Source organism: Paenibacillus sp. FSL R5-0378 (assembly GCF_038009285.1).
Taxonomy (GTDB): Bacteria; Bacillota; Bacilli; order Paenibacillales; family Paenibacillaceae; genus Paenibacillus_AQ; species Paenibacillus_AQ favisporus.
Window position 1 is genome coordinate 4,876,656 of sequence record NZ_JBBPAY010000001.1, and the last position, 14,083, is coordinate 4,890,738.

A 14,083-nucleotide genomic window follows, 5' to 3' on the forward strand; every position below is an offset into this window, starting at 1 on the left:
ACAATCTCCTCCCCAAATACCTAGTTTGATATAACGTGGTTCACCAACGTCCCGATCCCGCTAATCGAGATCTCGATGCGGTCGCCGGGAGCAAGCGTGAAGTCGGCCGGCGGCACAATAGCTGTGCCCGTCAACAGAACGGTACCGTCAAACAAATCGTTGTCCGCCGCCAGGAAGCGGACCAGTTCATCCAGCTTGCGGTTTAACTGACTTGTGCTTGCCTCACTTTCCACCACAACGAGGCCTTCGCGGTAAATTTGACAGACGATTCTGAAATCGTAGGGGTCTTCCACGGTATCCGCGAGCCGGATTGCGGGCCCGATCGAGCAGGACTTCCGCCATATTTTTGCCTGCGGCAGATATAGCGGGTTCTCTCCCTCAATATCGCGGCAGCTCATGTCATTGCCAGCCGTGTATCCCACGATGGTCCCGTCGCCGGCAAGCACCAAGCCAAGCTCAGGCTCGGGGATTTGCCATACCGAATCACTGCGCAGCGTTACATCCTGATTCGGTCCGACCGTGCGTGCTGCCGTGGATTTCAAAAATATTTCTGGTCTCACGGCGTCATAGACTTTGTCGTAGAACGTCTCCGCATCCATTCTTCCGCCAGTGGCTTCATAATTCCTCGCCTCCCGGCTGCGCTGATAGGTAACGCCGGCTGCCCAGACCTCCGGCGCATCTACTGGAGTAAGCAGCTGCAATGACGGCCATGCGGCAGTCAGCTCATTTTGCGGTGTAATAGCGCTTTCAACAATTCGGACAGGTGAAACGCCTTTCGCCCTGGCCTCATCGATCAACGATATCAAATCAGAGTGAGGCAATGGATAAGCCCTCTCATCATCCGTAACCGCCGCGAGCCTCGTCTGCCGTCCGTCCAAATATCGAATAATTCGCATTCAATATTGCCCCCAATTTCTCCCTATAAGGGTTGATAATACTACCATATCATCGCCTAAGACCCTTGACGATACGCTAATCTTCACTTCGATTTACCCTTTTCACGCATTTCTTTTCCGGAAGGATCAAGCTATAATCGTAACAAATTGACAACTAAACTTGTACCATACAGAGGAGGGTATCTCCGTGACCGAGCTTCCCGGAGTCTATGTTGGCCGTCTTCCCGATGTCCGTATGTCATTTCAGCTGTTGGGGCTGCATGCGCGAAAAGTGGATTCCCGCTGGACCTATCCTTCCCACGAGCATCCCATGTACGAGATCCACTGGGTCGTGGAGGGAGAAATGGACATGGTGATTAATGGGCGAAAATACCGGCAGTCCCGGGGGGACCTGCTATTCATCCATCCGGGTATGACGCATTCCTGCACCCGTGCCGGATCCCAGGGTTTCACCTACTTTTCCGTTCACTTCAGCGTAGACGATACATCCTTTTGCAAGGAGCTCAACCGCTGCAAGGAATTTTATTATCCGTCAGACTCGTCGTTGGTCCAGGGGCTGTCTCCGTCTCTATCGACGCTGTACCGTCTTGCGGCAGAGCACCTGCGCAGCCCGCTCCCAACATCCAAACAGATGAAGGTCCATGCAGCTGTCTTCGAGCTTCTTGGATCCCTGGTTGGCCAACTGTCAGAGACTGCAACCGTCGCCCGATCCAAAAAGGAATCACTTGCCCAGCAGATCGCCGAGCAAATAGAAGATTCCGTAAAATACATTCTCCTTCACGGAGAGATTCGGGAAAACGAACGAACCTGGATTCAGGACATTGCCAAGTCGGTTCATATGAGTCCTTCGCAAGTGAACCGCATCTTTAAGCAGATCTACGGGAAAGCCCCGCGTAAGTTTATGTCCGAAACGCTGTTGAACGAAGCACAGCGGTTGCTGCTGCAAACCGATTTGGGGATTGACCATATCGCCATGATTCTCGGGTATAAAACCAATTCGCATTTCAGCCGCCAGTTCAAGCGGTGGACGGGGATGGCTCCCAGCGAGTACCGAAACCAAGTCCAGCAGCAGCCTCTAGCTTATGAGCCGGATCAGTAACTCTTTAACGATATCCTATAATCGCCTTCCTCTATGATCCGGTCATAAGTTTTTAAACAGTCACAAGCAATTAAGGTGTTACTTCATTACTCAATCGTTTGGTGAACGTGTAGGAGCGGCCGGCTTCTCCCTCAAACGAAACGGGATCAAGACCAGGTGCTTCCAGACGGCATGGACCGGAAACTGCGCAGGTTACGACCGCTTCAGTAACCTGGCCCTTCGTCCAGGTGAAATTCACGGTGAAGCCGCCCCGAGCCCGCAGCCCTCTGACTTCCCCGTCACTCCAGCTGTCAGGCAAAGCGGGCAGCAGCCGGATCAAACCGGCGTGGCTTTGCAGCAGCATCTCGGCTATGCCTGCCGTGCCGCCGAAATTGCCGTCGATTTGGAACGGCGGATGATTGTCGAACAGGTTAGGCAGCGTGGAATGTTGGAGCATCGCTCTTACGTTGTCGTAAGCCTTGTCCGCATCCAACAGCCGGGCCCAGAAGTTGATGATCCACGCCCGGCTCCAGCCGGTGTGTCCGCCGCCATTAGCCAGCCTGCGCTCCAATGTCGTACGAGCCGCTGCGGCCAGCTCCGGTGTGGAATCCACGTTAATGCCTTCGCCCGGATAAAGCCCGAATAGATGGGAGATGTGGCGGTGTCCCGGCTCCACCTCCTCGTAATCCTCCATCCACTCCTGAATTTGTCCATGTCTGCCGATTTGCGGTTTGGGCAGCCGCTTCAAGGCGGCAGCGAGCTCCTCTCGAAACGCCTCATCTCTTTCAATGATTTCCCCGCTGCGGATACAAGCGTCAAAAAGCGCTTCGATGATCTGAAAATCCATGGTGGCTCCGGCACAGAGAACTCCTGTTTCGCCATTGGGCAGTCTGTAGCTGTTCTCAGGGGAGACCGACGGACAAGTCATCAGGCGTCCCTCGTTATCCTCGATTAAATAATCGAGCAGGAACAACGCTGCCTCTTTCATCGTCTCATAGGCACGCGCAAGAAAATAACGATCCTGGCTGAAGCGATAATGCTCCCACAAATGCAGGCACAGCCAGGCAGCGCCCATCGGCCAGAAGGATGCCGGAAGATATGTGTCCTGCGGCGCCGTATCCGCCCAAATATCCGTATTGTGATGCGCCGCGAATCCCCGGCAGCCATACATGACGCTGGCCGTGACCCGCCCGGGCTCACGCATCCTTTCGATCAAATCGAACAATGGCTCATGGCATTCGGACAGATTGCAGTTTTCCGCCGGCCAGTAGTTCATCTGCGTGTTAATATTAATCGTGAATTTACTGTCCCAAGGCGGAGTAAAACTATCGTTCCAGATCCCTTGAAGGTTCGCAGGCAGGGAACCCGGCCGGCTGGAGGAAATAAGCAAGTATCGGCCAAATTGAAAATACGTTTCGAGCAGCCCGTTATCCTCTTCGCCCTCCCGGAACCGCTTCAGTCTTTCATCGGTCGGCAGCGCGTTTTTGCCTGGACTTTCCGGCAGCCTCAGGGTAACCCGCCCGAACAATTCAAAGTAATCTTTTACATGCCGGGCAAGCAGCTCGGTATAGGAAACCCGGCTCAATTCCTCTAACTGTCGTTTGCCGTAAAACACCGGATCGGGATGCCGGAAGGTGGTACCTGCGGTAAGCAGCAGCGTAACCGCATCCGCATTTTCAACCAACAAATATTCGCCTATGGTCTTGCACTCTCCGCCTTCTGGAAGCGCCTTCACGATGGCGCGGAACGAGCTGCCTCCTTTACCTCCGCATTCCCCTTGCATCACAAGTCCCTGCTGGCCCCATTTTTCAGTCTTCTCCATGTATCTCCAGTTTCGGCGGTTAAACCTTGCCTTTAAGGACAGCGCCCCCTTCTTGTCAGCAGAAATCCGCATCATGATCGCCTGATCCGGGTAACTGGCAAACAGCTCACGGATATACCGGACATCTCCGATCCGGTAGCTGACCCGGGAAACGCCGCGTTCCAAATCCAGCTCCCGTACGTAATCCACGGCCTTCTCATGATGATCGAACGAAATCAGAAGATCGCCGAGCGGCAAGTAGTGTCTCTGCGATTCGGGCTGCCCCGCCATCGTCATCCCCGCAAGTGCCTCCGCCTCCTTCAGGCGTCCCTCCATAATCAGTTTGCGGATTTCCGGCAGATGCGCCAGGGCGTCTTCGTTATTGCGATCACGCGGACCGCCATACCATACAGAATCTTCGTTCAGCTGCAGCTTCTCCTCGGTTATTCCACCAAAGATCATGGCGCCGAGCCGGCCGTTCCCAATCGGCAGTGCCTCGTTCCACTCTGCGGCAGGCTTGAGGTACCATAATCGCTGTTTCTGTTCCACGGTCTCCGTGGGATTCATATTCGTCATGCTTTTCCTCCAATCCGCCTCACCGGCGAAAAAATGGTTTGTTCAATCCAGTTCAATCAACGTTTTAATGACCATGAGTCATCTCCCAGTTTAGCAGCTTTCCTTAGAATCCACCTCTATATTATCCATATCATCTGTTTCACGGTAGGCACCCGGTGTGATCCCTGTATACTTTTTGAAGACTTTGGTGAAATAATGTTTATTTTCAAACCCCGCCCGCCGACCGACCTCGCTTACGGAAAGATGCCGATGCGTCCTCAGCAATTTTTGCGCTTCCTTGATCCGAAATGCGTTCAAATAATTTATAAACGTGTCTCCTGTCACCTTCTTGAACAGGCTGCTGATGTAATTCGGATGAAGGTTCATCAAATCGGCAAGGTGATCCAAGGAAAGATCGTTCATAAAATTCGTTTGCGTGTAAGCAAGAATGCGTTTCGTGTGCCGTTCACAGTCGGAATCGGCTTCGGAGGGCAGCTCTTCATCGATAAGTGCTAGCAGGTTAGCAATTTCGTCTTTGTCCAGCGGTTTAAGTAAATAATCCACGACGCCGCTGCGCAGTGCTCTTCTTACGTATTCAAATTCGTCATAGCCAGTCAGAATAATAAACCGCTTACACAGCCCGTTCCCTTTCGCCTCCTCCATCAACTCGAACCCGTTTTTTTCCGGCATATGAAGATCCGTTACCGTGACATCCGGCATAAAACCCTTCATGACTTCAAGAGCCTCAAAAGCGTTGCCTGCCTCTCGCACCTCCGTACCGAGCGGAGCCGCGTCCTTGATGACCTTGACTAATCCCTCAAGAATAATCGGCTCATCATCTACAATCAATAGTTTCATCGTTAACCGCCGCCCCTTTCGTTATGATGATCGTGAGACATGTTCCCACTCCTTGCTCACTATCAATAACCAGCCGTGAATCACCGCCGAAAAAGGATTTCACCCGTTCGCTGACGTTAATCAGGCCCACACCACCGCCCTCGGTCTCTCTGCTGGAATAGTTGTCACTATTCCCCATGAGCAGTGAACGTAGCCTGGACAGCTTGTCCTCCGGCATGCCTGCCCCACTGTCAGATATGGAGATCCGAACTTCGTCAGCCGTTTCATACGCACGCAGCCTGATATGGACGGGCCGAAGTGTTGCTGCAGCTCCGTGGACGATGCTGTTCTCGATCAAGGGCTGGAGCATAAACCGGGGACAATCAATCCGATCTGCATCCACATCGATGTCCAGATCGTAGCTCAGTCTGTTTCGGAGCCGCATCTTGTGAATCTTAAGATAGAAGATGACCGTCTCGATTTCCTGGGCGAGAACCGTATGATCCTCCTTGGAGGACAAGCTGTAACGCATCAGCTTCCCGAACCAAAAGGAAATGTCGGCTACCTCCTTATCGTTATTGGACTCGGCCAGCATCCTGATCGTTTCGAGCGTATTATAAAGAAAATGCGGTTTGATTTGAGCCTGAAGCACTTTATAGGCCGCTTCTTTATTTCGCAGCTCGGCCCGGTGGACATTGTTAATCAATTCGTCCATCCGCTGAATCATCGAATTGTAAGTCATGATCAGAAAGCCAATCTCATCCAGACGGTTCGGACTGTCGTGCTTGCTGATATACGGTCTCATATTGTTGTCGTCTAGGTTACGCATGTGTCTGGCCAGGCGAAGAATGCGCTTGGTGATTGTGGAAGCGAGTACATAATACGCTAGCGACAATGCCGCCAAAAAAACGATGACGGTTGAGATCAGAATCATCTCTTTGCGCTTGATCGCGTGAAACACGACGTCTACTTTTCCAATCACAACAACTCTGACCCCAAGCTCCTCAAAGGCGAGCTGATTCACGATCGTTTTCCGGTTAATGAAAAAGGGCTTATTGTCACTTCCGCCGAGCAGTTTGAGCGTCTCCTCATCCATTCCGGAAGCCGTGTCCTCCGCTGCCTCCTCACCAAACGGTAACAGAATCGCCTCCCAGTCACCTTCTATGCCGATAGCCTTGTAAAATTTCTGCATAAGACTGCCGCCAATGCGCAGCTCCAGAAGCCCGATAATTTCGGTAAACTCCGGGTTATAAATGTTCTGATAAAAAGCAAGCCGCGGTTCTTGAGCCTCCGGATTTTGGACAATCCATCCTCCTTGACCGGGTTTTAATGAACTTGCTATCTTCTTGCCCTGTGCATCAAGAGATGACATATCGAGAAAACGGTCGGTAATTCGAAGCGCTTGTTTCTTGGTTTTATAGATTCGAAGCGACTCGATTTCCGGATTGGCAAATAGCGATTGTGTCATGATCGGACTGATATAACGGTTGTAGGCATATATGCTTTCGGCGTCGGATCCATAAACTCCGCCCAGGTAGTCCGTGACATACGGGTTATATTGCAGCAAGCGATGGACGGATTCGATGCGGGTCAAATCCGCTTTCATATTTGCCTTGGCCTGCTCCAGGATCTTTTGCCGGCTTTCTACGAATTGCTGGGTCAGATTGCCGTAGATTTGTACGTAGTAGTAATATCCAAACGTAACGACCGGGATAAAGACAAAGAAAATATATCCGATAATAATTTTGCGCACGATACTCACGGTCTTGAATCCCCCCGCTGCCGGTTTATTTCTACTAAACGTACCATGAGCAAGCAAAATCCGGTAGAGATTTTACGTCCCTACCGGTTTTTAATGGCATCGTGTTACTCAAACAAACTTTTCTTCTTCTGGTATGTCTCATTTGCCCAATCGACAAGCTGCTGCAAGCCCATATTCTCGGCGGTCTTCACCATGTTCTCGTAGTTGGCAACCGCCTCTTCTTCGGATTTCGCCAAGTAAATCTTGACCTTCTCATTCTTGATCATCTCGTCGATTTTTGTTTTGAGCGTCTTTTCTTTGGAATCCGGCTGCGTTTGGATAAGACCGATCGCCGGTTTATAGGTCGTGATGGCCTTCGTCTCCATTAACGCCTGTGTTTTCTGCGCTCCGGGAACATAGGACAACATGCCTTCGGTGACCCCGTCATTGTACAAGTACCACCATTTGATTCCGTTGCCGTTAACGAAATCGGCATCCGATGGGTCGTATTTCAGATTTGGATAACCCGCTTCATTCCAGGTCCAATGTTCGCCTTCGACACCAAACATGGTCAATTTTTTGCCTTCGTCGCTTGCCAGGTATTGAATAAACTTGATGGATGCTTCCGGATCCTTATTTTTCTTCGTGATGAAGGTACCCGCAAATCCCAGACCCGTACTCACAGCTTTGGCATCCTTCGACAATGCGCTCGGAAGCATTTTCAACGTAAAGGCGCCCCCGTTACTCTTGATTTTATTGTTGTCCGCTTCCGCAGCGGAAACGGTGTAGCCGTGAGCAAAAGCTTTGCCGCTTGTCACATATTGATCGTCAATCTGATCATTCGCAAAAGCAAAATTTTCCGCGAGAATGTATCCGTTGCGATATAAGCTGTTCATAAACTTGAAATACTCCAGCATCTTCGGTTGTCTGATCGCATAATCGATTTTGCCGTCTCGTTCATACCAGCCGTCAATGAGTGCTTCCGTGCCGAACTGCTGCATAAAGTACTGCTCAACCCATTCCTTATCCAGAACCAGCGGAACCATCTCCGGATGCTTCTGCTTGACCATGCCTAAAACTTTTACAAAATCGTCCAGCGATTGGATCGGCGGATTGCCGAGCTCCTTCAGAATATCTTCCCGAACGGCAACACCTGGATGGCCGTCGCTGCCAATCGAATATTTGTTTTGAGCCATTTCCTCCTGCGTAGCGAAGGAATTCCGCACCGTATAGAAATTGCCGTCGTCCATCGTATGGATCGCGATTCTCGTTTTGTCGATTTTGAAATCGGGTGCATATTTTTCGATCAACTCATTCCAGGGATAGGACAGCTTCGAGTCCGACAGCCGATCGATGTTAGCATACGTGAAGACGAGATCCGGCAAATCTCCTGAAGCGATCATCAGCGGCAGCTGCTTATCGTCGGTTGCTACAGTGACATTCAGCTTGACTCCTGTCTTTTCGGTGATCTTCTCGGCTACCGGGCCTTTCCATTCCTTAACCGGATACCACGGCGCATCGATGAACAGCGATAATTCCTTCACGCCCCCTGATGATGCCGACGAATCACCGTTCTGCTTCACGGCCGAGTCCCCGCCGTTACCGTTGCCGCCGCAGGCAGACAGCATTGTAAAGGCAAGCACCGCAGACAGTGCCGCAGCGAGCAGCTTATAGCTCTTGATTGTTTTCAAGTGTACCCCTCCAATGAATATACTGGTATTTTAATGTAAGCGGTTAAACATAGAAACAACGATTTACCCTTTCACAGATCCTAACATAATTCCATGCACAAAATATTTTTGCAGAAAAGGGTATACGCATATGATCGGCACGATGGAGATGACCATCGCCGTCACCTGCAGCGAGAAGCTCGTCACTCCGGCCGTAGCCGAGGCACTGTTTGCTACGGCAATGGAATCCAGCGGCGTGTTGCTCTTGTTGATCACTTCCATCATCCGGAAAGTAAGCGTTCGCAAGTTTTCCGATTGCACGAAATAGGCGGAGTCCAGCCACGAATTCCATTGGCCGACGCCCATAAATAACGCCATCGTGGCGAGTACCGGCGTCGAGACCGGCAGGATGATCCGAAAAAAGATCTTGAGTTCGCCAGCGCCGTCGATATGCGCCGATTCTTTGAGTTCGCCCGGGATTTCGCGGAAGAACGAGATGGCAATGAGCAGGAAAAACGTGTTGAGCATGGACGGCACGATGTATACTGCAAATGAATTAAGCAATCCAATCGAGCGCAGCACGACATAATAAGGAATCAATCCGCCGGAAAAGTACATCGCGAAAATGATGACCGTAAAATACGTTTTGCTGAACAACAAATCACGGTGCGAAAGGGCGTAAGCGACCAGGCTTGTCAGCAGCAGTCCCAATGCCGTACCCGATATCGTCCGGGCAACCGTGACCAAAAAGGCTCGATACCACTTCGGATCTTCCAGAAAAATTTTGTAATTTTCCAGAGTTACGTTTCGGGGCCACAAATAAATGCCTCCCAATAGCGTATCGGAGCCTTTGTTGAACGAGGCGATGAATACATAATAGAATGGATACAGCATGATGAGCATCAATATAAACAACATGATGTAAATAAAGCTGTCAAAAATAACATCCTTCTGTCTTTGGCTCTTCAGCACCACCAGCCCTCCTTTTTAGAATAAGCTTGACCCTGACACCCGCTTGGCAATGAAGTTACTGGAAAATATCAAAATGACCGAGATGACGGACTGAATGAGATCGATTGCTGCCGCGTAGGAGAATCGCCCGTCACTCAGACCAACCTTGAATGCGTACGTCTGAACAATTTCCGATGTCGGATTGTTGATACTGTTGCCGTATAAGTAGGCTTGTTCGAAGTTGGAGCCAACCAGGCCGCCTCCGAGAATACTGCCAATGGTCAACACCAGCACGACGACGATCGTTCCTCTGATTCCCGGAAGTGTGATATATCGGATCCGTGCCAGCCTTCCGGCACCATCCATCTCGGCAGCTTCGTAAAGCGAAGGATTAATCCCGGTGATGGCGGCCAGGAAGATGATCGTCCACCAGCCCATTTCCTTCCAAATCGCACTGCCGACGGCAAGCCCCCAGAAATAGTTCGGACTCGTCAAAATGTTGAGCGGTTTGTCAATCAGCCCGGTTTCGACCAGGGCCCGGTTTACCATGCCAACATCCGCAGACAGGAAGGCGTAGGATACTCCGACGACAACAACCCAGGAAATAAAATGCGGCAGGTAGCTGATCGTCTGAACGAATCGCTTGAACGCCATATTTTTCACTTCATTCAACAGGATCGCAAGCAAAATCGGTGCGGGAAAAGCGAAGATGACCTTCAGTAAGCTCAGGACAAGCGTGTTGCGTACAATCGTGGCAAACTGATAATCATGAATGAATTCATCGAAATATTTCAAACCGACCCACTCGCTGGTAAAGATCCCCTTGATACCATTTGAAATACTGTAGTCTTTAAACGCCATAAGAATACCGAACATCGGCGTGTACGAGAAAATCAGCAGAAAGATCATACCCAGCCCTACAAATACATGCAGTACTTTTTGCTTTTTGAACCGCTTCCATAATTGGTGCTGCTGGCCGCCGTGATCCGCAGTTCTCGTAAACTGTGCATCCAAATCCATATGCGCTCCTCCTTTATTGCTAGTCTATCCTCTTGACCCACCTGCTCGTAAGCCAACATTCTTAAGAAAGCGTTGTCATTTTTTAATACTCGGCCCCCATGGCTTTATCATTAAAAGATCACACAAACCAAAAAGCAGTTCCGGAAAATGCTCGGAACTGCTTGCGTATTTTTTTGGGAAGCTGGTTCCCGGGCGGCTTACTCTAAAATAAACGAAGCCAGATCCGCGCTTCCGCTGCCTGTGTACGTAAAATATAGAGCCTGTATGCCATCCGGAATGACGAGATCCGTTGAATATTCCGTCCATATATTCGTAAAGTTAACAGGTATTTTACCGAGAGCCGGGCCGTCCCAAGCCGTTTTAATTTCAAAGTTGCCCTGGCAATAACCACGCACCTTGATTGTCACCTTCCGGATCCCTTGGCAGTCGAAATACTTGAAACCGGCAGTAGCGGAGTCTGTCATGTTTGCGATGTATCCGATCTCTTCGTCCCCGTCTCTTCCCTCCTGCGTGATTTTCGGAAAACGGCTGTCCATCCATGCCCCTGAGCCAAAACCGCCTGTATACAATTCTTCGTCTTTACAGAACAGATTACATGCCAAGTAGGCGTGGTATTCACCGCGACCCACAAGCGGGCCGTCATTAGGACCGCAAGAGGTCATTTCCACTTGAGGAATCGTTCCATCCTCCCGAATGACGATCGGTTCGATGCAGCCCTGCCGGCTAAAAGCCGTACCGTTGGTATGGCGATGATAAAAAATGAACCATCTATCGTTCATTTCCACAATGCTTCCATGGTTATTACCGCCGTAATACATCGGTTTGTCCGCCGGTTTGTAGGAATCGATGTGAAGATCATTGTTGCTTATGATGACGCCCTGATAAACGAAGCCTTTTGTCGGAAATTTACTGGTGGCATAACATAATTCATGCATGACAATCGATGAATAGACAAGATAATAGGTATCACCCTTCTTTCGGATGGAGGGAGCCTCAAAAAATTCATGCCCTTCAAACCCGCTTCCCGTACTGTAAGGTTCACTTGGGGCGACAAATACAGGTTCCTCCACAATGGTAAGCATATCTTCACCAAGCACCGTGGCCATTGCGCCATGTCTGGATTTATCCTTGGGTGCACAGAAGCCGGTATATAAGTACGTCTTCTTCCCTACTGTCAATACACCCGGATCAAACTGGGGCTCGTCTCCTTCTCTTTCGCCCAAGCGTGTACCGTCCGCGTACCTTACGTATCCGTAAAATTCATACTTTCCAGCAGGTGTTTCGCAGACGGCAACCGAAACAACCGGAACCTTATCCAGGACATAATAAAGATAATAACGACCATCCGGTCCGACGGTAACGTCGGGCGCATAAAGACACATTCTGCCATCAGGATTTAGCGGGTCATCCGTTTTGGTGTAGATCACGCCCTCGTACCGCCAGTCGCCTAGATCATTCACGGGTGCCGACCAGCAAGCGTAGTCGTTTAAACAAAACACATGTCCGTTAAAGCGGTCATGCGAGCCATATACATAAACTCTGTCGTTAAAAACGTACGGTTCCCCGTCAGGTATGTATTCCCACGATGGGAGATAGGGGTTTAGCCCTTGTTTTTTCATCATAAATGTTCACTCCTTTAAATATGCCTTCACGCTTCTTCATACGCCGAGCTGCCATCTTTAGCAAAGGAAAAACGGCGGTTAAGGCTGGAATCCTCTTCTAAGTCCAAATATACGGAATACGCTTCTTCCTCAACTCTGAATAGCGGTATGAGTTTCGCTTGTTTGACTTGGTCATGGTCAAGGGCAAACTCCAGTTGCTTCTTTTCCGCCCTGACGAATCTTTCGTTGATATTTGCATTTGACATCCCTTGCAAAAGCGAACCTTGCCCGATTTGAGCCAGTAACACGGTGCCAAACATCACCGCTGCCAAACGGTCTGAACCTTGGAGCGGAACCAAATGCAGGGAAGCCTCTATTTCAATTTCAATCGTATCCTGATCCTGAAAAACACGTTGAATCCCGACGTACCCGTTTTCCCTGATAAGTTCGATCGGAGCGGAATTGATTTTTACAGCTTTAACTGCTTTTTCCTTGAGCATTAATTTGAAAGCTGACGGTCCAGCTGCATCAACCACGAGCTTGGACGTAAGCCCATCGGGGAATTCCGTATGCTGTGTGATTGTGACATGCTTTTCTTTCCAAACCACAGCAGATGGAATAAAGGCATTCATCAGCAGAGCATCCCCGTTTTTAAACCAGATGTTCTCCTGCAGTTCGCTCATTGCCTCGATGCCTGAGGCGGTACAACACCAGAAGGAATCGTACGGATCGCTGAATTTTTTGATCGCGCAGCTGCCCATCGGCTGGTGGTATTGCGAAAGGCCCGTTTCATCGCTGGCGCTATTCAACACCGCATTGTATTTCAGCGATTCCATATGATCCAGATACTCAACCGCCCCGTACCATTCAAACAACCGCTCCAGAATCCTTTCCGTATTATGCGCGCAGCAACTCTCGCTTTCGCCGCCGGTCAAAGCATCTGCCAGTTGTCCGTAGCCTCCCCAGTGCTCCGATTTTTCGGAAACTCCGCCTTTGATAAAATGGGTGGCCTTTGAGCTGTTGTTTCCATTGGCAAAAGTTCTTCCCTTTAAGTAATCATAAAAATTCAAGGCCGCCGTTCGATATTTTTCCTCGCCCGTAAGGTCAAACCGGTGCATTGCCGCTATAATCATCGGCAGGTGAGTGTTTGCGTGCAGATTTTCAAGCACATCCTTGCCGTCCGCAAGATGATCCAGGAAATAATCCCTGTCGAAGAGTTGGGCCAGCTCAAGTATTTTGGCATCGCCGGTGATGTCATACAGGGTGTACAGGGCATCGCCGATCCCACCGTACTCATTTACAGGGTTCACCTTCGTACAACGGAGAATCCCATCGATTTTCCAGAAGGAAAGCTTTTCAAAACGTCCGTGAATGTAGTGGGCCAGGTTTACGGAAAGAGCCAGGGCTTTTTCACTGCCGAGATACGCATAGCAATCGACTAACCCCTGGATAATCTTGTGCAGGGTGTAGTACGGCGCCCATACATTTCGATTTTCCTCGAATTCGAGCGTATCGAGCTTCTCCTCTTCGAAAGCGCTCAAATATCCGTTAGGCTTAGCGCATAACTCCATCATATCGACGATTTCATTTGCTTTTGATTTCAACCCCTCGTCCTGATCGGCAAAGGCAAATTTAGAACAGGCAGACAGATAATGCCCAACGAAATGTCCTCGGAGACCGCCATCTTCGCTTTCCCACCCGCCCAAGGGCTCCGCGTTGGACGGAAGCCCAGCGTTCATTTTGAACGTATGCATAAGCCGGTTCAGATCAAATTCAACAATATACTTTTTTACAAGTTGTCTGCGAAATGCAAAGGAACTGTCTGTCAACCTTACTTCATCAAGGCGAAAGTTGGTAAACAAACCGGTCACCTCTTTTCCATCGGTTATGATCCATACCATAAAAATGTATGAAACCCGAATTTTATGAATAT

General features: G+C 50.0%; 10 protein-coding genes. 1 reads left to right on the forward strand and 9 read right to left on the reverse strand.

The genetic code is table 11. The annotated features are described in order from the left end of the window. Window positions 1-20 precede the first annotated feature (20 nt). Window positions 21-896 (reverse strand): fumarylacetoacetate hydrolase family protein, encoded by an 876-nt coding sequence (locus tag MKY74_RS22595; protein WP_076164716.1) that lies wholly within the window; start codon window positions 894-896, stop codon window positions 21-23. A 235-nt stretch (window positions 897-1,131) separates the two neighbouring features. On the opposite strand from MKY74_RS22595, the gene MKY74_RS22600 reads away from it, so the two are divergent. Then, window positions 1,132-1,995 carry an AraC family transcriptional regulator gene (locus MKY74_RS22600; RefSeq protein WP_144025374.1) on the forward strand — a complete coding sequence of 288 codons (864 nt, stop codon included), beginning with the start codon at window positions 1,132-1,134 and terminating at the stop codon, window positions 1,993-1,995. Window positions 1,996-2,065: 70 nt separating this feature from the next. On the opposite strand, the gene MKY74_RS22605 is transcribed toward MKY74_RS22600, so the two are convergent. The 8 genes from MKY74_RS22605 to MKY74_RS22640 all read right to left on the reverse strand — a co-directional run bounded on the left by MKY74_RS22605 (window position 2,066) and on the right by MKY74_RS22640 (window position 14,021). Beyond that, a complete protein-coding gene (locus tag MKY74_RS22605) occupies window positions 2,066-4,351 on the reverse strand; it encodes a glycoside hydrolase family 95 protein (RefSeq protein WP_144025317.1) in 2,286 nt (761 codons plus the stop codon). Between the two features lie 90 nt (window positions 4,352-4,441). Next, window positions 4,442-5,188 carry a response regulator transcription factor gene (locus tag MKY74_RS22610; protein WP_076164712.1) on the reverse strand — a complete coding sequence of 249 codons (747 nt, stop codon included), beginning with the start codon at window positions 5,186-5,188 and terminating at the stop codon, window positions 4,442-4,444. Further along, a complete protein-coding gene (locus MKY74_RS22615; protein ID WP_076164710.1) occupies window positions 5,166-6,929 on the reverse strand; it encodes a sensor histidine kinase in 1,764 nt (587 codons plus the stop codon). Before MKY74_RS22615 ends, MKY74_RS22610 begins: the two co-directional genes overlap by 23 nt. Window positions 6,930-7,033: 104 nt before the next feature. Continuing rightward, window positions 7,034-8,599 (reverse strand): extracellular solute-binding protein, encoded by a 1,566-nt coding sequence (locus MKY74_RS22620; protein WP_076164708.1) that lies wholly within the window; start codon window positions 8,597-8,599, stop codon window positions 7,034-7,036. Window positions 8,600-8,662: 63 nt separating this feature from the next. Next, a complete protein-coding gene (locus tag MKY74_RS22625) occupies window positions 8,663-9,550 on the reverse strand; it encodes a carbohydrate ABC transporter permease (protein WP_244169124.1) in 888 nt (295 codons plus the stop codon). A gap of 15 nt (window positions 9,551-9,565) precedes the next feature. Continuing rightward, the gene (locus MKY74_RS22630; RefSeq protein ID WP_076164706.1) at window positions 9,566-10,549 is read right to left on the reverse strand and encodes an ABC transporter permease; all 984 of its coding nucleotides are present in this window, start codon (window positions 10,547-10,549) and stop codon (window positions 9,566-9,568) included. Between the two features lie 197 nt (window positions 10,550-10,746). Continuing rightward, window positions 10,747-12,168 (reverse strand): family 43 glycosylhydrolase, encoded by a 1,422-nt coding sequence (locus MKY74_RS22635; RefSeq protein ID WP_076169237.1) that lies wholly within the window; start codon window positions 12,166-12,168, stop codon window positions 10,747-10,749. A 29-nt stretch (window positions 12,169-12,197) separates the two neighbouring features. Continuing rightward, window positions 12,198-14,021, reverse strand: coding sequence for a beta-L-arabinofuranosidase domain-containing protein (locus MKY74_RS22640; protein ID WP_244169221.1), 1,824 nt, complete (start codon window positions 14,019-14,021; stop codon window positions 12,198-12,200). Between the last annotated feature and the right edge of the window lie 62 nt (window positions 14,022-14,083).

Bases quoted from the DNA above. Each gene is read 5' to 3' on its own strand.
- MKY74_RS22610 (WP_076164712.1), bottom strand. From the start codon at position 5,188: ATGAAACTATTGATTGTAGATGATGAGCCGATTATTCTTGAGGGATTA.
- MKY74_RS22605 (WP_144025317.1), bottom strand. From the start codon at position 4,351: ATGACGAATATGAATCCCACGGAGACCGTGGAACAGAAACAGCGATTA.
- MKY74_RS22630 (WP_076164706.1), bottom strand. From the start codon at position 10,549: ATGGATTTGGATGCACAGTTTACGAGAACTGCGGATCACGGCGGCCAG.
- MKY74_RS22600 (WP_144025374.1), top strand. From the start codon at position 1,132: ATGTCATTTCAGCTGTTGGGGCTGCATGCGCGAAAAGTGGATTCCCGC.
- MKY74_RS22595 (WP_076164716.1), bottom strand. From the start codon at position 896: ATGCGAATTATTCGATATTTGGACGGACGGCAGACGAGGCTCGCGGCG.
- MKY74_RS22635 (WP_076169237.1), bottom strand. From the start codon at position 12,168: ATGAAAAAACAAGGGCTAAACCCCTATCTCCCATCGTGGGAATACATA.